General features: G+C 67.4%; 17 protein-coding genes. 3 read left to right on the plus strand and 14 right to left on the minus strand.

Annotation, left to right across the window (positions count from 1 at the left end; all coding sequences use genetic code 11):
• Nucleotides 1–26 precede the first annotated feature (26 nt).
• The 4 genes from ABMY26_RS24335 to ABMY26_RS24350 all read right to left on the minus strand — a co-directional run bounded on the left by ABMY26_RS24335 (nt 27) and on the right by ABMY26_RS24350 (nt 4,790).
• Nucleotides 27–1,103: a BMP family ABC transporter substrate-binding protein gene (locus tag ABMY26_RS24335; protein ID WP_372399060.1), complete on the minus strand. Its 1,077-nt coding sequence runs from the start codon at nt 1,101–1,103 to the stop codon at nt 27–29.
• A 79-nt stretch (nt 1,104–1,182) separates the two neighbouring features.
• Nucleotides 1,183–2,112, minus strand: coding sequence for an ABC transporter permease (locus ABMY26_RS24340; protein ID WP_372397192.1), 930 nt, complete (start codon nt 2,110–2,112; stop codon nt 1,183–1,185).
• On the minus strand, nt 2,109–3,185 hold the full coding sequence (locus ABMY26_RS24345; RefSeq protein ID WP_372397193.1) for an ABC transporter permease: 1,077 nt from the start codon (nt 3,183–3,185) through the stop codon (nt 2,109–2,111). The genes ABMY26_RS24340 and ABMY26_RS24345 overlap by 4 nt, the downstream gene beginning before the upstream one ends.
• A gap of 27 nt (nt 3,186–3,212) precedes the next feature.
• Entirely contained in the window at nt 3,213–4,790 is a 1,578-nt protein-coding gene (locus ABMY26_RS24350) for an ABC transporter ATP-binding protein (RefSeq protein WP_372397194.1), read from the minus strand.
• A gap of 241 nt (nt 4,791–5,031) precedes the next feature.
• On the opposite strand from ABMY26_RS24350, the gene ABMY26_RS24355 reads away from it, so the two are divergent.
• Both ABMY26_RS24355 and ABMY26_RS24360 read left to right on the plus strand, forming a co-directional pair.
• On the plus strand, nt 5,032–5,955 hold the full coding sequence (locus tag ABMY26_RS24355) for a folate-binding protein YgfZ (RefSeq protein ID WP_372397195.1): 924 nt from the start codon (nt 5,032–5,034) through the stop codon (nt 5,953–5,955).
• Nucleotides 5,956–6,047: 92 nt separating this feature from the next.
• Entirely contained in the window at nt 6,048–6,602 is a 555-nt protein-coding gene (locus ABMY26_RS24360; protein ID WP_372397196.1) for a PRC-barrel domain-containing protein, read from the plus strand.
• A gap of 76 nt (nt 6,603–6,678) precedes the next feature.
• Here the strand turns inward: ABMY26_RS24360 and ABMY26_RS24365 are convergent, their stop codons facing one another.
• The 4 genes from ABMY26_RS24365 to ABMY26_RS24380 are packed head-to-tail and all read right to left on the minus strand — an operon-like array spanning nt 6,679 to nt 9,550.
• Nucleotides 6,679–7,374 carry an ATP12 family chaperone protein gene (locus tag ABMY26_RS24365; RefSeq protein WP_372397197.1) on the minus strand — a complete coding sequence of 232 codons (696 nt, stop codon included), beginning with the start codon at nt 7,372–7,374 and terminating at the stop codon, nt 6,679–6,681.
• Nucleotides 7,375–7,377: 3 nt separating this feature from the next.
• Nucleotides 7,378–8,064 carry an HAD-IA family hydrolase gene (locus ABMY26_RS24370; RefSeq protein WP_372397198.1) on the minus strand — a complete coding sequence of 229 codons (687 nt, stop codon included), beginning with the start codon at nt 8,062–8,064 and terminating at the stop codon, nt 7,378–7,380.
• Nucleotides 8,064–9,149, minus strand: coding sequence for an RluA family pseudouridine synthase (locus ABMY26_RS24375; protein ID WP_372397199.1), 1,086 nt, complete (start codon nt 9,147–9,149; stop codon nt 8,064–8,066). The genes ABMY26_RS24370 and ABMY26_RS24375 overlap by 1 nt, the downstream gene beginning before the upstream one ends.
• Complete coding sequence (locus tag ABMY26_RS24380) at nt 9,149–9,550, minus strand: CrcB family protein (RefSeq protein WP_372397200.1); 402 nt, start codon at nt 9,548–9,550, stop codon at nt 9,149–9,151. Before ABMY26_RS24380 ends, ABMY26_RS24375 begins: the two co-directional genes overlap by 1 nt.
• Before the next feature lie 126 nt (nt 9,551–9,676).
• Here ABMY26_RS24380 and ABMY26_RS24385 point away from each other — a divergent pair, with 126 nt between their 5' ends.
• Nucleotides 9,677–10,267, plus strand: a complete 591-nt coding sequence (locus ABMY26_RS24385; protein WP_372397201.1) for a cysteine hydrolase family protein — start codon at nt 9,677–9,679, stop codon at nt 10,265–10,267.
• A gap of 87 nt (nt 10,268–10,354) precedes the next feature.
• Here ABMY26_RS24385 and ABMY26_RS24390 read toward each other — a convergent pair whose 3' ends face one another.
• From ABMY26_RS24390 to proS, 6 genes are all read right to left on the minus strand, one after another.
• Nucleotides 10,355–11,212, minus strand: a complete 858-nt coding sequence (locus tag ABMY26_RS24390) for a dienelactone hydrolase family protein (protein WP_372397202.1) — start codon at nt 11,210–11,212, stop codon at nt 10,355–10,357.
• Between the two features lie 119 nt (nt 11,213–11,331).
• Nucleotides 11,332–12,084, minus strand: coding sequence for an ABC transporter ATP-binding protein (locus ABMY26_RS24395; RefSeq protein ID WP_372397203.1), 753 nt, complete (start codon nt 12,082–12,084; stop codon nt 11,332–11,334).
• Entirely contained in the window at nt 12,077–13,324 is a 1,248-nt protein-coding gene (locus tag ABMY26_RS24400) for a lipoprotein-releasing ABC transporter permease subunit (RefSeq protein ID WP_372397204.1), read from the minus strand. Before ABMY26_RS24400 ends, ABMY26_RS24395 begins: the two co-directional genes overlap by 8 nt.
• 141 nt (nt 13,325–13,465) lie before the next feature.
• Nucleotides 13,466–13,867: a hypothetical protein gene (locus tag ABMY26_RS24405; RefSeq protein ID WP_372397205.1), complete on the minus strand. Its 402-nt coding sequence runs from the start codon at nt 13,865–13,867 to the stop codon at nt 13,466–13,468.
• A gap of 46 nt (nt 13,868–13,913) precedes the next feature.
• The gene (locus tag ABMY26_RS24410; protein ID WP_372397206.1) at nt 13,914–14,201 is read right to left on the minus strand and encodes a hypothetical protein; all 288 of its coding nucleotides are present in this window, start codon (nt 14,199–14,201) and stop codon (nt 13,914–13,916) included.
• 286 nt (nt 14,202–14,487) lie between these two features.
• Nucleotides 14,488–15,801: a proline--tRNA ligase gene (proS, locus tag ABMY26_RS24415; RefSeq protein ID WP_372397207.1), complete on the minus strand. Its 1,314-nt coding sequence runs from the start codon at nt 15,799–15,801 to the stop codon at nt 14,488–14,490.
• Nucleotides 15,802–15,964: the final 163 nt, after the last annotated feature.

The following is a 15,964-nucleotide window of genomic DNA, read 5'->3' on the forward strand; positions in this document are numbered from 1 at the left end:
CCCGGCCGGCTCGCATATCGCAGCGCTTACTTCGGAACCTTGCCCTGCACACCCTCGACATACCAGTCCATCTTCAGGATCTGTTCGTCGGTGGCGGTCTTGCCTTCCGGGATCACCACCTTGCCAGACTGGTCCTTGACCGGACCCTGGAAGGAGTGGCGCTTGCCCGACACGATGTCGGCCTTGAGCTGATCGGCCAGCTTCACGACGTCGGCCGGGATGGCCGGATTGTAGGGCGCCAGTTCGACCATGCCGGTCTTGATGCCGCCCCAGGTGTCGATCGGCTTCCAACTGCCGTCCAGCACCGCCTTGACGCGCTCGACGTAATAGCCGTTCCAATCCTCGACGATCGCGGTCAGGTGCGACTTCGGACCGAAGCGGGTCATGTCCGACGACTGGCCGACCGACCACAACCCACGCTCCTGCGCGGTCTGGATCGGGGCCGGGCTGTCGGTGTGCTGGACGATCACGTCGGCGCCCTGGTCGATCAGCGCCTTGGCCGCCTCGGCTTCCTTGCCGGGATCGTACCAGCTGTTGACCCAGACCACGCGGACCTCGGCCTTCGGGTTCTGCTCGCGCAGCGCGATGGTGAAGGCGTTGATGCCGCCGACCACCTCGGGAATCGGATAGGAGCCGATATAGCCGATGATGTTCGACTTGGTCATCTTGCCGGCGATGGCGCCCACCACCGTGCGGCCCTCATAGAAGCGGCCGGAGTAGGTCGCGACATTCTCGGCGCGCTTGTAGCCGGTCGCATGTTCGAACTTCACGTCGGGATGGCGCTTGGCCACCTTCAGCGTCGGGTTCATGAAACCGAAGGAAGTGGTGAAGATCAGCTTGTGGCCGCTGGCGGCCAGCTGCTCGATCACGCGCTCGGCGTCGGCGCCCTCCGGCACATTCTCGACGAAGGTGGTGGTGACCTTGTCGCCCAGCGCCTTCTCGACCGCGAGGCGGCCCTGGTCATGCTGGTAGCTGTAGCCGTGGTCGCTGACCGGCCCGACATAGACGAAGCCGACCTTCAGCTTCTCCTGCGCCTGGGCCGACATCATGCCGACGCCGAGAGCGATCGCTGCGCCGGCCAGCCCCAGCATCGCCTTGCCCATCGTCCTTCTGTTCACGTCGAAGCTCCTTGGTCTTGGTGTCTTTGCGATATGGGCTTTGTTTCGAGTTCAAAACGACGCGTCAAGCATCGGGATGAAACAGTTTTCCCAGACAGGCCGGCGCGTTCAGGCGGATGCGGGCCAGATCCCGCGAAATCATCACCAGGACCAGAACGGTAGCCAGATACGGCAGCATCGACAAGAGCTGCGAGGGCACGTCGATGCCCAGCCCCTGAACGTGCAGTTGCAGGATGGTCACACCGCCGAACAGCCAGGCACCCAGCATGACCCGCACCGGCTTCCAGGTGGCGAAGACCACCAGCGCCAGCGCGATCCAGCCGCGCCCCGACGTCATGTTCTCGGCCCACATCGGTGTATAGTCCATCGACAGGAAGGCGCCGCCCAGCCCGGCCATGGCACCGCCGAACATCACCGCCAGGAAGCGGATGCGCAGCACCTTGTAGCCCAGCGCGTGGGCAGCGGTGTGGTTCTCTCCCACCGCGCGCAGCACCAGCCCGGCGCGGCTGCGGTAGAGGAACAGATGGACCAGCGGCACCGCGGCGACCGCCAGATAGACCATGATGTCCTGTCCGAACAGCGCCTGCCCCACCACCGGCAGGTCGGTCAGGCCGGGGATGTTCAACTTGGGGAGCCCCTCCAGGGGAATGCCGACGAAGCCCTGCCCGATCAGGGCCGACAGGCCGACGCCGAACAGGGTCAGCGCCAGGCCGGTCGCCACCTGGTTTGCCAGCAGGAACAGGGTCAGCACGGCGAACAACGAGGCGGTGGCGGCCCCGGCGAGCGCCGCCACGACGAGGCCGGTCACGGCGCTGCCGGTCTGCACCGTCACGGCGAAACCGCAGACGGCGCCGACCAGCATCATGCCCTCGACGCCGAGGTTGAGGACGCCCGACTTCTCCACCACCAGCTCGCCGAGCGCCGCGAACAGCAGCGGCGTGGCGGCGGCGAACATCGCGGCCAGGATCGGGCCGACCAGCGCGAAATCGCTCATGCCACCGCCCTCCGCGCCCCGAAGCGGACCCGATAGCGGATCAGCACGTCGCTCGCCAGCAGGAAGAACAGCAGCATGCCCTGGAACACTCCGGTGATGGCCTTGGGCAGGCCCATGGCGATCTGCGCCGCCTCGCCGCCGATGAAGGACAACGCCATCAGCAACGCCGCCAGCAGGATGCCGACCGGGTGCAGCCGGCCCAGGAAGGCGACGATGATGGCGGTATAGCCGTAGCCCGGCGAGATGCCGGCCGTGACCTGCCCGATCGGGCCGGCGACCTCGCCCATGCCGGCGATGCCGGCCAGCGCGCCCGACAGCAGCAGCGTCAGCCAGACGATGCGCTTCTGGTCGAAGCCGGCATAGCCGGCAGCGGCCGGGGTCAGGCCGATCACCTTGATCTGGAAGCCGACGAAGGTCCGCGCGATCAGCAGCCAGCCGCCCGCCACCGCCGCCAAGGCGAACAGCGCCCCCAGATGGACGCGGGTTCCGGCCCACAGCACCGGCAGCACGGCGTCGGCCTCGAACAGCCGTGACTCCGGAAAGGCGAAACCGTCGGGATCCCGGTAGGGACCATGGACCAGATAGTTCAGCAGCAGCAGCGCCACATAGTTCAGCATCAGGCTGGTCAGGATCTCGCTGGCGTTGAAGCGCAGCCTGAGGAAGGCCGGCACCGCCGCCCACAGCGCGCCGCCGGCCGCCCCGCCGAGCACCATCAGCGGCAGGAGCCACCAGCCGCCTTCGCCGTAGAATGCCAGCGCCAGCCCGCCGCCGGTGATGGCGCCGAGCGTCAGCTGCCCTTCCGCACCGATGTTCCAGACATTGGCGCGGAAGCCGATGGCGAGCCCGACGGCGCAGAGCACCAGCGGCGTCGCCTTGACCACCAGTTCGCCGACTCCGCGGATCGAGGTGACCGGCGCGACGAAGAAGGCATACAGTGCCTTAAGCGGGTCGAATCCCATCGCCAGGAACAGGATGAAGCCGCTGAGCAGGGTCAGCGCCACCGCCAGCAGCGGGGTGGCGTAGACCATGGTCTTCGACGCCTGCCCGCGCGGCTCGAGACGAAGCAGGCTCATGCGGCGTCTCCGGCGCTCAAGAAACCATCACACCGCACGCGCGATCTCCCCGTCTTCGTCCGGCGGCGTGCCGAACAGGCCGCCCATCAGCAGGCCGATGCGTTCCACCGTGGTTTCGTGCGTCGGCCGGCTGTCGGACAGGCGGCCGTGGAACAGCACGGAAATCCGGTCGCTCAGCACGAACAGCTCGTCCAAATCCTGGCTGATCACCAGCACCGCGGCGCCGGAGCGCGCCAGCCCGATCAGCGCCTTGTGGATCGCCGCGGCGGCGCCGGCATCGACGCCCCAGGTCGGCTGGCCGACCACCAGAAGCTTGGGCCTCTGCAGGATTTCACGGCCGATGATGAATTTCTGCAGGTTGCCGCCCGACAGCGACCGCGCCTCGGCCCGGTGCCCGTGGGCGACCACGTTGAAACCGCGGATGATCGTCTCGGCATAGGCCCGCGCCCGGCCGAAATTGACCATGCCGCCGCGCACCAGCGGTTCGCTGGCATAGCCCGACAGCAGCGCGTTCTCCGACAGGCTGAGTTCCGGGACGGCACCGCGGCCCAGCCGCTCCTCCGGCACGAAGGCGAGGCCGAGCGCCCGGCGCGCCCGCGGCCCGAGATGGCCGGCCGACGCGCCCTCGATCACCACCGCGCCGGCATCGGCGATCAGCGCCTCGCCGCTGAGCGCCGCCATCAGCTCGGCCTGGCCGTTGCCGGCGACACCGGCGATGCCCAGGATCTCGCCCGCGCGCACCTCGAAACAGACGTCCTTCAGGTTGGTGGCGAAGGGGTTGTCGGAGGTGGTGGACAGGTGGCGCACCGACAGGCGGGCAGCCCCGGCGACGCCCTGCGGCGGCCGTTCCGGCATGGCCAGCTCGGCCCCCATCATCATCTCGGCGAGGCCGCGCGCCGTTTCCTGCCGGGGATCGCAGGCGCCCACCACCTTGCCGGCGCGCAGCACGGTGGCGCGGCTGCAGAGCGCGCGGATCTCCTCCAGCTTGTGCGAGATGTAGAGGATGGTGCAACCCTCCGCCGCCAGCCGGCGCAGGGTCTCGAACAGCTTGGCGGCCTCCTGCGGCGTCAGGACCGAGGTCGGCTCGTCCATGATCAGCAGCTTGGGGTCCTGCAACAGGCAACGCACGATCTCCACCCGCTGCCGCTCGCCCACCGACAGGTGGAAGACGTGGCGCCCGGGGTCGAGCGCAAGGCCATAGCGTTGGGAGACGGTGCGGATCCGCTCGGCGAGCGCATCCATCGGCCCGGCATTGTCGAGGCCGAGGGCGATGTTCTCCGTCACCGTCAGCGTGTCGAACAGCGAGAAATGCTGGAACACCATGCCGATGCCGAGCCGGCGGGCGCCGGCCGGATCGGGAACCGTGACCTCCCGCCCCTGCCACAGCATGGTGCCGGAGTCGGGATGCAGCACCCCGTAGATCATCTTGACCAGGGTCGACTTCCCGGCGCCGTTCTCGCCCAGCAGCGCATGGATCTCGCCCGGCTGGAGGACGAGGTCGACATGATCGTTGGCGAGGCAGCCGGGGAATCGCTTGGTGATGCCGCGCAGCGCCAGTCGGGGCGGCGGAGCGTCCGGGGGATAGGTCTCGGCGTGCGAATGCAAGGAGGAGCAATCCGGGAAAAGGTCAATTTTGCGTGGCAATGCCAGAGCCATGCCACCGCTGCCGACAGAGTAATCCGCTCGCACCACCGGCCGTCAACACCCGATCACCTGCCCATCCAAGATGCAATTGCCGATTTGGTCATCACAAGGCGGCAACCCTGCCCGTCGCACCGCAGCAAGCCCTTGCCAGCGCCTCCGATCCGACCAACACTCCAGTCGATCGGATGATGCGGAGGCTAGGATGTCGGCGGGTTACGCGGTGCTGGACCAGCGGAGCGTCGTTGCGGTGACGGGCGAGGATCGCAAGCCCTTCCTGCAGGGGCTGGTGTCGAACGACGTCCTGCGCGTCACGCCGGAGCATGCTGCCTACGCGCTGTTCCTCACCCCGCAGGGCAAGTTCCTGCACGACTTCACCATGGTCGATTCGGACGGCGATCCGGCGGCAATTCTGCCGGCAATTCTGATGGATGCCGAGACGGAGCGGCGGACCGACCTGCTGCGCCGGCTGAAGATGTACAAGCTGCGCTCCCGGATCGCGCTGGAGGACCGGGCCGACCGGCTCCTGGTCGCCGTGGCCTTCGGCGGGGACGTGCCGGCGGCATTGGGACTGCCTGGAGAAGCCGGGGCGGCCCGTCCCTTCGGCGGCGGCGTCGCCTTCATCGACCCGCGGCTGCCGGCGCTGGGCGCCCGCCTGTTCCTGCCCGCCGACGGGCTGGCGGCGCTGGAAGCGGCAGGACTGACGCGACGAGATGCCGCGGACTTCGACCGGCTGCGGCTCGGTCTCGGCGTGCCCGACGGCACCCGCGACCTGATCCCGGAAAAGTCGATCCCGCTGGAAAGCCGCATGGATGCGCTGAACGCCATCTCCTGGGACAAGGGATGCTACATGGGGCAGGAGCTGACCGCCCGCACCAAGTACCGCGCCCTGATAAAGAAGAAGCTGTTCCCGGTCGCCTTCGACGGTCCGGCGCCGGAGGCCGGCACGCCGGTGACACTGGACGGCAAGGAGGCAGGCGAAATCCGCAGCAGCCGCGACGGCGCCGGGCTGGCCCTGCTGCGGCTGGAGGATGTGCAGCGTGCGGCCGAAGGCGGGCTGCCCTTCCAGGCGGGTACGGCGACGCTGAAACCGCAGGAACCGGAGTGGGCATCCGCCACGAAGGGGTAATCCCACACCCAAAGAGTTCGCGTCCGGCGAGATCAAACCGGCTCCTCCGGTGTTGTTCAAGTGTCACGACACAACGACAAAGGAGCCATCCCATGCGTCGCACCCTGATCGTCACCGCCGCAACGCTGGCCCTCATGACCGGCGCCGCCGTCGCGCAGACCACCTCGCCGACCGTGGGCAACCCGTCCTCGTCCACCTCCAGCATGTCGAACAGCGCGATGCCGGACACCGCCACCCCCGGCAGCACCACGTCGGCCAGCCCGACCGGCGGACAAATGGCCAGCGCCGACGAGTTGATCGGCAAGAATGTCTATGGCCGCGACAACAACAAGATCGGCGAGGTCGACGACGTGATCCTCGACGGCACCGGCCAGGCCAAGCAGTTGGTGGTCAGCTCCGGCGGCTTCCTCGGCATCGGTGAGAAGCAGGTCGCCATCGACTATACCGCCGCCAATTGGGACGCGCAGAACAACCGCCTGAACCTGGCCGGCATGACCCGCGAAGACATCGGGGCGATGCCGGAATTCCAGTATGACGATACGATGACGTCGCTGAACAAGAACCGCAAGCCGGCCGACGCCGAGCCGATGGCTCCGGGCGCCGCCCCGGCTCCAGCCCCGGCCACCGGTTCGAGCACCGTGAAGTAAGGGGTTCGCCCCGTGCCCGTCATCCCCGCAAAATCGCCGCGGGGGTGACGGGCTTGCGGATTCTTCCGCCTTCCCTCTATCCCCGCAGCAGATCCACGAAGCGCCGGCAGGCCAGGATTTCGGCGCGCACGTTGGCGCGGCGCTTCGTGGCCTCGGCGTCTTCGCCCCATTGCTCGATCTGGTAGGTTTCGTCCAGTTGCGAGACCTCGAAGGCTTCGTCCGGACCGATCCGCCCCTCCAGCAAGGCAAGCGCCACGACGATCGAGCCGCATACACCCGTCGCGGTCTGCAAGGCCGCCAGATACCAGTCGTCCGTCGCCTCCACCACATTGTGCAGCGCGCCCAGCGCCTCGTCCGGCTGCGGCTTCGGCATCAGGCCGGCGCAGACCCGCAGCGGCGCGTCGTAGGTCAGGGCCGCCCAATCCAGCAGCGGCTGCCAGAGCCGGGCCTGACGCTCGACCAGCGGCTGGGGATGTTCGGCGCGGTAGCACAGCAGGTCGGTGCCGGCATAGGCGCTGACGGCCGGGACGATCTCGTGCCGCTTGGCCGGGATCAGGTCGACGGCGGTGCTCGACAGCTGCATCAGCGGCATCGCATGGGCGTCGATCCGCTCGCCCTGCGCTGCCCATTCGTCGGCCACGCCCTGCGCCAGCGGCCGGCTGGGGAAGACCAGCGGCGCCTTGGCCGGGCTGCGCACCGGACGGCCGTCCAGCTCGACCCGGAAGCCGCCTTCGGCCTCGCCGACCCCCGCCGCCTTGTAGAAACGCTTCATCGCTTACCCTTCCAAAAGCTCCAGCACCGCGCCGGCGACCTCGCGCCCGCGGTGGACGATCCGGTCGGCCCCGGCCCGCTCCAGTTCCGGCACCGCATGGTAGCCCCAGGAGACGCCGACCGACCGCACCCGCGCGTTGCGGGCCATCTGGATGTCGTAGGTGGTGTCGCCGACCACCACCGTTCCCGCCGCCTCCGCGCCGGTTTCGGCCAGCGCGCGCTGGACCATGTGCGGGTTCGGCTTGCCCGGACCGACGTCGGCGGTCTGCAGGGTCACGAAACGCCCGGTCAGCCCGTGGCCCTTCAGCACCGCGTCCAGTCCGCGCCGCGACTTGCCGGTCGCCACCCCCAGCAGCACGCCCGCCGCCTCCAGCGCCGCCAGCGTGTCGAGGATGCCGGGAAACAGCGGTTCGTCCACCTCGCCGCGCCCGCGGGCGGCGGCGAAGGCCCGCTTGTAGCTCTCCGCCACCGCGACATGGGCGTCGGCATCCAGCACCGGCAGCAGCAGCGCCACCGCCTCGACCAACGACAGCCCGACCATGCGGCGAACCTCTGCCGGGTCGGGCTCGCCCAACCCATGTTCGGCCCAGGCCCGGTTCATGGCGTCGATGATGGCGAACTGGCTGTCCACCAGCGTGCCGTCGCAATCGAACAGGGCGAGGCGGAGCGGAGACCCCGACGGGACCGCCATCACTCGAAATCCTCGAACGGGTCGTCGCGCAGGTTCGGGCTGAAGCCGAGATATTTCCAGGTCGCCTGCATGTGGTCGGGCAGCGGGGCGGTGACGTCGATGGTCTTGCCGCCGCGCGGGTGCGGCAGGACCAGCCGACGGGCGTGCAGATGCAGCTTCTTCGTCACCTCCGCGCCGGGCAGAAAGGCGCCCTGCCCGGCATATTTGCCGTCGCCCAGGATCGGCGTTCCGACGGCGGCCATATGGACACGCAGCTGGTGGGTGCGGCCGGTCAGCGGCCACATGGCGACGAAGGCGGCCTGCTTGCCGGCATTCTCCTGCACCGAATAGACGGTGACGGCGCGCTTGCCCTCTTCCTTGTTCTCGGCCACCCGCTCGCCTTGCGGGCCGCCTTCCTTGGCCAGCGCCAGATCGATCTTGCCCTGGTAGGGCTTCGGCACGCCGACGGTGGCGGCCCAATAGATCTTGCGCACGGCGCTGCCGCGGAACATCTCCGTCAGCTTGCTGGCCGCGAATGTGTTGCGGGCCAGCAGCAGGACGCCGGAGGTGTCCTTGTCCAGCCGGTGGACAAGCTTCGGCCGCTCCTTGCCGTCGAAACGCAGGGCATCCAGCATGGCGTCCAGATGTTTCGTCGTTCCGGTGCCGCCCTGGACCGCCAGCCCGGCCGGCTTGTTGATGGCGATGACGTCGGCATCGCGGAAGAGCACCAGCGCCTGCAATTCGGCGATCTGCTTGTCCGACATCGCCTTGGGCTTGCCGGCGGCCGGATTGGGGCCCCTGACGGGCGCCGCCCAGGCCGCCAGCGGCGGAATACGCACGCTCTGCCCGGCGGCCAGCCGCGAGGAGGTCTCCGCCCGCTTGCCGTCGACACGAACCTGACCGGTGCGCAGCAGCTTCTGCAGATAGCTGTGGTTCACGTCGGGAAAATGCCGCTTGAACCAGCGGTCGAGCCGCATGTCGGCCTCGTCGGCCGTCACGGCGCGGGTCTCGACCTTGCTCTCGCCGCTCTTGCCACCTGTATCGGGGGCGTCGGTATCGAAGTCGTCGTTGTCGGAATTGGCGGCGGGATCGCGGGAGTCAGTCATCAGAGGGACACCGAAACAAGAGAACGCACGGCCCACAGGCCGGCAAAGAAACCCAGCACGCTGAACAGCGTCGAGGCAAGGAAATAGCCGGCCGCCGCGACGATCTCGTCGCGGGCGACGAGGACGCCGATGTCGAGCGTGAAGGAGGAGAAGGTCGTGAAGCCCCCGAGGACGCCGACCAGCAGGAAGGCGCGCAACTCCGGCGACGGCGACCAGGTCAGGGCCGCCAGTTCCGACAGCACGCCCATCGCCGTACAGCCGAGCACGTTGACGGCGATGGTGCCGACCGGAAACCGGATACCGGCCCACTGTGCGACGGTCATCAACATCAGGTAACGCGCCACCGATCCGGCGGCACCGCCGGCGGCAACGGCAAGCAGCGACAGGGGGGATGCGAGCACGACTCCTCCGGGACAGGCGCAGGATTGGGAGAACGGGGTGGAGCGCCGGATTAGAGCCAGAAACCGGCGCACTTGTCACGCGATGGAACTTGTCATGCGATGGATGGCACCCCCAGAATGGCCGGCATGGAAACCCAACCATTGCGTCCCGTGCCATCGAATGCCGCACTGCTGATCGTCGACCTGCAAAGGGCCATCGACGACCCGCGCTGGAGCCGCATCGGCCCGCGCAACAACCCGCAGGCCGAGGCCAACATCGCGGCATTGCTGGCCGCCTGGCGGCGCGACGGCCGTCCCATCGTCCATATCCGCCACGATTCGACCGAACCCGGCTCCACCTACCGCCCCGGCGGCCCGGGCCATCCCTTCAAGGACGAGGCGATGCCGCTGCCGGGCGAAACGGTGATCGGCAAGAGCGTGAACAGCGCCTTCATCGGCACCGGCCTGGACGACTGGCTGCGCAGCCGCGGCATCGCCACGCTGGCGGTCGCGGGCGTCATCACCAACAACAGCGTCGAGGCCACCGTGCGCATGGCCGGCAACCTCGGTTACGACGTGCGGCTGGTGGCCGATGCCTGCTTCACCTTCGCCCGGCTCGACCGCTCGGGCCGGCTGCGCACCGCGGACGAAGTCCACGACCTGTCGCTCGCCAACATGGACGGCGAATACGCGACGGTGGTGGAGACGGCGGAGCTGTTGGAAAAGCTGTCGCGCTGAATGCCCCCTCCCCATCCCTCCCCCGCTTCGCGGGAGAGGGGCAGGAGCTTTGCGGGAGCGATGCAGGGTTTGGGCGGTGGCTGTCCCTTACGCCAGCTTCGCCTTCAGGAACTCGACCGTCCGCTTCCAGGCCAGATCGGCGGCCTCCTTGTTGTAGCGCTCCGCCGACGTGTCGTTGTGGAAAGCGTGGTTGACACCCTCGTACATATGGATCTGGTGTTCGACCCCGGCCTTCTTCAACGCCTCGTCATATGCTGGAATGCCGGCGTTGATGCGCTGGTCCAGCCCGGCGAAATGCAGCATCAGCGGCGACTTGATGGTGGTGACCAGCGCCGGGTCGGGCGTCGGGCCGTAGAAGGCGACGCCGGCCTTGAGGTCCGGAGCCTTCAGCGCGAGCCGGTTGACCATCCCGCCGCCCCAGCAGAAGCCGACGACGCCAACCTTGGCCGAGGAATAGCGATAGGCCATCAGATAGCTCATCGCCGCGATCAGGTTGTTCACCGTCTTGTCGGCGTCGAGCTGGCCGATCATGTCGCGGGCCTTGTCGGGGTCCTGCGGAGTGCCGCCCAGCGGCGACAGCAGGTCGGGCGCCAGCGCCACGAAGCCTTCGGTGGCAAGGCGGCGGGTGACGTCCTCGACATAGGCGTTCAGGCCGCGGTTCTCATGGATGACGATCACCGCCGGGGCCTTGTCGGCCAGCTTCGGCCGGGCGAGATAGCCGGCGACGTCGCCGGTCGCCCCCTGGAAGGACACCTTCTCCGCCGCCAGACGCCCGTCATCCGCGCCGACGATGGCTGCGCGGGCATAGTTCGGCTCGATCGCCGCCAGGATGGCGGGAATCGCCGCCGCACTGCCCGCCAGTCCAGCCAGCCGTTCCAGGAAGACCCGGCGCGGCAGCGGCGCATGGGTGTATTCGTCGTAAAGGTCGATGATCCGCTGATCCATCCCCTATGCCCCCTGTTCGCATATGCCGCAGCTCAGCCGGTGCGGTCGCGGTTGAGAGTGGTGACGCGGCGCCGGCTTGGCAACCGGGGGAACGACCTGCTTTCGGCCTATGACGGCAGTTACGCTCCCTCGGGCGCCGCTTCGGCGAACGGGACCAGCTCCGACGGCTGATATTCCACCAGAAGGCCGTCGCGCATCTCCAGCACCCGATCCATGCGCCGGGCAAGCTCCAGATTGTGCGTCGCCACCAGTGCCCCCACCTTGGCCTGCCGGACGATGGCGGAGAGCATGGCGAAGACATGCTCTGCCGTGTGGGGGTCGAGGTTGCCGGTCGGCTCGTCCGCGATCAGCAGGGACGGCGCATTGGCCAGCGCCCGCGCGATGGCCACCCGTTGCTGCTCGCCACCCGACAGCCGGGCCGGACGGTGGGTACCGCGCTGCTCCAGCCCGACCATGCGCAGCAACTCGTCGGCGCGCTGCCTGGCGACGGGCTTCGGCACGCCGGCGATCATCTGCGGCAGCACGATGTTCTCCCGCGCCGTGAACTCCGGCAGCAGATGATGGAACTGGTAGACGAAGCCGATGGAACGGCGGCGCATCTCCGTCCGCTTGCCGTCGTCCAGGTTCGACACGTCGGCACCGGCGATGCGCACCGTACCGGCGGTCGGCCGCTCCAGCAGGCCGGCGATGTGCAGCAGGGTCGATTTGCCGGCGCCCGACGGGCCGACCAGCGCGACCAGTTCCCCGGCGCCGACGGTCAGGTCGACGCCGCGCAGCACCTCCAGCGTCTCGCCCGCCTGCTCGAAGCGGCGGACGATGCCCTTCAACTCCAGCATCGGCTTCGACATCCTGTCCATGGCGGCGTCACTCATAGCGCAGGGCCTCCACCGGATCGAGCCGGGCGGCTCGCCAGGAGGGGTAGATGGTGGCGGCGAAGGACAGGCCGAGCGCCATCAGCGTCACCTGCACCACCTCGCTCCAGTCGATCTTGGCCGGCAGGTGGGACAGGAAATAGATCTCGGCGTTGAACAGGTTGGTGCCGGTCAGTCCCTGGATGACCTGCCGGATGCTCTCGATGTTGAGCGCGAAGGACACGCCGAGCGCCAGTCCGAGCAGCGTGCCCGTCACCCCGACGCTGGCGCCCGACAGGAAGAAGATGCGCATGACCATGCCGCGCGTCGCCCCCATGGTGCGCAGGATGGCGATGTCGCGCCCCTTGTCCTTCACCAGCATGATCAGGCTGGAGATGATGTTGAAGGCCGCGACCATGATGATCAGCGACAGGATCAGGAACATCACGTTGCGTTCGACCTGGAGCGCGGTGAAGAAGCTGGCGTTGGACTGCTGCCAGTCGACCACCCGTCCCTCCCCCGCCACCACCGATTGGACGGCGGCGCGGGCGGCTGCGATCTGCATCGGCTCGCTCACGAAGACCTCGAGCGAGGTCACGGCGTCACCGGTGCGGAAGAAGGCCTGGGCCTCCTCCAATGGCAGGAAGATGAAGCTGTTGTCGTATTCGAACATGCCGACGTCGAAGATGGCGCCGATGGGATAGCTGCGCATCCGCGGCACCGTGCCGAAGGCGGTGACGTTGCCCTGCGGCGCGATCAGCGTGATCTGGTCGCCGACCGACAGGCCGAGCCGCTGGGCCATGCGCGAGCCGATGGCGATGCGGTCCTCCCCGAACTCCTCGGCCGAGCCGCGGACGATGTTCTTCGCCAGCGTCGGCCGCACCCGGAAATCCTCCGGCCGCACGCCGCGGATGACCGCCCCGGAGGCGGCACCGCGCACCGACACCAGCGCCTGCCCCTCCACCGTCGGGGTCACGTTGTCGACGCCGGGCGTGTTGCGCAGCTTGCCGGCCAGGATGTCGAAGTCCGGCAGCGGCCCGCCGCGCATGTTGTAGACGTTGAGGTGCCCATTGAGGCCGAGCACCCGGCCCAGCAGCTCCGCCCGGAAGCCGTTCATCACCGCCATGACGATGATGAGAGTCGCCACGCCGAGCGCGATGCCCAGCAGGGAGAACCCCGCGATGACCGAGATGAACCCTTCCTGGCGGCGCGCCCGGAGGTAACGCATCGCGACCATGCGTTCGAAGGCATTGAAGATCATGAGGGAATCCGGCCTGCCGGTGGGAAGGACAAAAAAAGCGGCGAACCTTGAGGTTCGCCACCGGAAGATAGGATACCTTGCGAGGCTGCGCAAAGACTGCCTTATGAGATTGCCTTGTGATATCGGCCGTTCGTCGGCCGTTCAAAGGATCTCTGTCACCTCGGCAAAGGACCACGCGGCAAACACGCCATTTGGGCTGCTGGCAGCCGAAACGCGCAGCTGAACCGAGCGGGCGCCGCCTGCGGTGCTGATAACCGCATGGGCGACCGGCTGCTGTGACCATGGCGTGGTGTTGGTGGGCGGAATGTGCTGCGATGTGACGCCGACGAACTGACCGGCGGTCATGTCGTACCAACAGGTTTGAACCGAACCGTTGTTGTTGGAAAAACTGAAGGAAAGTCCCGACGTCAGCCGGAACATGCGGTTCTCGGGCAACTGTATCGCATAGCCGGCCAGTGCCAGGGTTCCGGCAGCGACCGTATCGAAGCGGATGGGATTGTTGACCGTCAGCCCGGTCGTCTGGTTGGCGGATAGGCGGAACATCCCCCATCGCGACGCCGCAACGGGTGCGACTGCCCTCAACGCCATGTCACTGCCCCTCGCCGGTGGTGACGTCCAGTACCGTCCCACCATTCACGCCGATCCCGGTGATGAAACCGTTGGCCTGACGGTCGAAGATCTCGACGGTGCGGGCCATGATCGTCAACGTGTTTACGGTCGACGAGGAAAAGGTCGCGGTGAACTTGATCCATGCGTCCGACGGCCCGAGATTTGCCACCCGGACATTGCGGCCGATTGCAGGCAGCGCAAAGGTTCCGGTGCTGGTGGGGGTCAGGCTGAAGCGCTGGCTTTCGATTGGGGAAAAGGCAAACGACATGATCGGTCTCCCTTGGCAATTGATTCCCAGCGGCCCCGCTCAGCACGACATTTTCGAAATGAAGAAGAGACGGAAACTGCTGCAGTCCGACTGTGACCAAGGAACTGGCCCAAGTCAAATCCGGTAGAAAAATCCATTTCAATTCAATCTACAAGGCATTCTTGAGAGCCAAAACACCCGTGAAATGCTCCGCTCTGTTCCCATATATTCCACTGCAGCTGCCTGGGCGATTCGAAAAAAAACGCCGGGCTATAGCCCGGCGCCTCTGTCATCGGTTGGGTAAGGATCAGCCCAGCAGCTTCGCCAGCGCCGCCTCGACCGGCAGCTCTTCCTTCACGCCGGTGGCGCGGCGCTTCAGCTCGACGACGCCGTTCTTCAGGCCGCGCGGGCCGACCACCAGCTGCCAGGGAACGCCGATCAGGTCCATGTCGGCGAACTTGGCGCCGGGACGTTCGTCGCGGTCGTCATAGGCGACGTCCAAGCCAGCCTTCTCCAGCTTTTCATAGAGGTCGGCGCAGACCCGGTCGGTTTCCGCATCGCCCGACTTCAGGTTGATCAGCCCGACATTGAAGGGAGCGACGGCGTCCGGCCAGACGATGCCGTTGTCGTCGTGGCTGGCCTCGATGATCGCGCCCATCAGGCGAGACACGCCGATGCCGTAGCTGCCCATCTCCACCGGGATCGACTCGCCGTTCGGGCCGGCGACGACCGCGTTCATCGGCTTGGAGTATTTGGTGCCGAAGTTGAAGATGTGGCCGACCTCGATGCCGCGGGCCGACACCAGATCCGATTCCGGAACCGGGCAGCTGGCGGCGTCGTGCTTCTCATCGGTGGCGGCGTAGATCGAGGTGGTGCGGTCGAAGAAGGGCTGGAGGTCGTCGGCGAAGCCCGGCGCATCCTTCAGCACGTCCAGGTCGAGCCAGTCCTTGTGGCAGAAGACGCCGCTTTCGCCGGTCTCGGCCAGGATGATGAACTCGTGGCTGAGGTCGCCACCGATCGGGCCGGTGTCGGCGCGCATCGGGATCGCCTTCAGCCCCATGCGGGCGAAGGTGCGCAGATAGGCCAGGAACATCTTCTGGTAGGCGCGACGGGCGCTGGCCGGATCGATGTCGAAGGAATAGGCGTCCTTCATCAGGAACTCGCGGCCGCGCATCACGCCGAAACGCGGGCGGATCTCGTCACGGAACTTCCACTGGATGTGGTAGAGGTTCAGCGGCAGCTGGCGGTAGCTCTTGACGAAGGCGCGGAAGATGTCGGTGATCATCTCCTCGTTCGTCGGGCCGAACAGCATCTCGCGGTCGTGGCGGTCGGTGATGCGCAGCATCTCCTTGCCGTAATCGTCGTAGCGGCCGCTCTCGCGCCACAGATCGGCCGACTGGATGGTCGGCATCAGCAGTTCCTGCGCGCCGGCCTTGTCCTGCTCTTCGCGGACGATCTGCTCGATCTTGCGCAGCACCCGATAGCCCAGCGGCAGCCAGGCATAGATGCCGGCGCTGGTCTGGCGGATCATCCCGGCCCGCAGCATCAGGCGGTGCGAGACGATCTGCGCCTCGGTCGGGGTCTCCTTGAGGGTGGGCATGAAGAAGCTGGACAGCCGCATGGCTCTGCTCTCGTGTGCGAGGTGTTCGACAAGTCCGCGCGAACATGCCCTTTTCTGAAAAAAGGACGGATCCGGGCGGCGGGTGAGCGACTTTAGGAAGGTCGCCCGCACTTGTCCACTGTAAGCCCCCGCTCCTCCCCCGCTCCTCCCCAGGGCCGCCCAT

This window comes from Azospirillum sp. HJ39 (assembly GCF_041507355.1).
In the GTDB taxonomy this organism is placed as follows: Bacteria; Pseudomonadota; Alphaproteobacteria; order Azospirillales; family Azospirillaceae; genus Azospirillum; species Azospirillum thiophilum.

What these genes read in the sequence shown, in the direction of transcription:
- ABMY26_RS24335 (WP_372399060.1), bottom strand. Translation starts at nt 1,103, where the DNA reads ATGGGCAAGGCGATGCTGGGGCTGGCCGGCGCAGCGATCGCTCTCGGC.
- ABMY26_RS24340 (WP_372397192.1), bottom strand. Translation starts at nt 2,112, where the DNA reads ATGAGCGATTTCGCGCTGGTCGGCCCGATCCTGGCCGCGATGTTCGCC.
- ABMY26_RS24345 (WP_372397193.1), bottom strand. Translation starts at nt 3,185, where the DNA reads ATGAGCCTGCTTCGTCTCGAGCCGCGCGGGCAGGCGTCGAAGACCATG.
- ABMY26_RS24355 (WP_372397195.1), top strand. Translation starts at nt 5,032, where the DNA reads ATGTCGGCGGGTTACGCGGTGCTGGACCAGCGGAGCGTCGTTGCGGTG.
- ABMY26_RS24360 (WP_372397196.1), top strand. Translation starts at nt 6,048, where the DNA reads ATGCGTCGCACCCTGATCGTCACCGCCGCAACGCTGGCCCTCATGACC.
- ABMY26_RS24365 (WP_372397197.1), bottom strand. Translation starts at nt 7,374, where the DNA reads ATGAAGCGTTTCTACAAGGCGGCGGGGGTCGGCGAGGCCGAAGGCGGC.
- ABMY26_RS24370 (WP_372397198.1), bottom strand. Translation starts at nt 8,064, where the DNA reads ATGGCGGTCCCGTCGGGGTCTCCGCTCCGCCTCGCCCTGTTCGATTGC.
- ABMY26_RS24375 (WP_372397199.1), bottom strand. Translation starts at nt 9,149, where the DNA reads ATGACTGACTCCCGCGATCCCGCCGCCAATTCCGACAACGACGACTTC.
- ABMY26_RS24385 (WP_372397201.1), top strand. Translation starts at nt 9,677, where the DNA reads ATGGAAACCCAACCATTGCGTCCCGTGCCATCGAATGCCGCACTGCTG.
- ABMY26_RS24390 (WP_372397202.1), bottom strand. Translation starts at nt 11,212, where the DNA reads ATGGATCAGCGGATCATCGACCTTTACGACGAATACACCCATGCGCCG.
- ABMY26_RS24395 (WP_372397203.1), bottom strand. Translation starts at nt 12,084, where the DNA reads ATGAGTGACGCCGCCATGGACAGGATGTCGAAGCCGATGCTGGAGTTG.
- ABMY26_RS24400 (WP_372397204.1), bottom strand. Translation starts at nt 13,324, where the DNA reads ATGATCTTCAATGCCTTCGAACGCATGGTCGCGATGCGTTACCTCCGG.
- ABMY26_RS24405 (WP_372397205.1), bottom strand. Translation starts at nt 13,867, where the DNA reads ATGTTCCGCCTATCCGCCAACCAGACGACCGGGCTGACGGTCAACAAT.
- ABMY26_RS24410 (WP_372397206.1), bottom strand. Translation starts at nt 14,201, where the DNA reads ATGTCGTTTGCCTTTTCCCCAATCGAAAGCCAGCGCTTCAGCCTGACC.
- proS (WP_372397207.1), bottom strand. Translation starts at nt 15,801, where the DNA reads ATGCGGCTGTCCAGCTTCTTCATGCCCACCCTCAAGGAGACCCCGACC.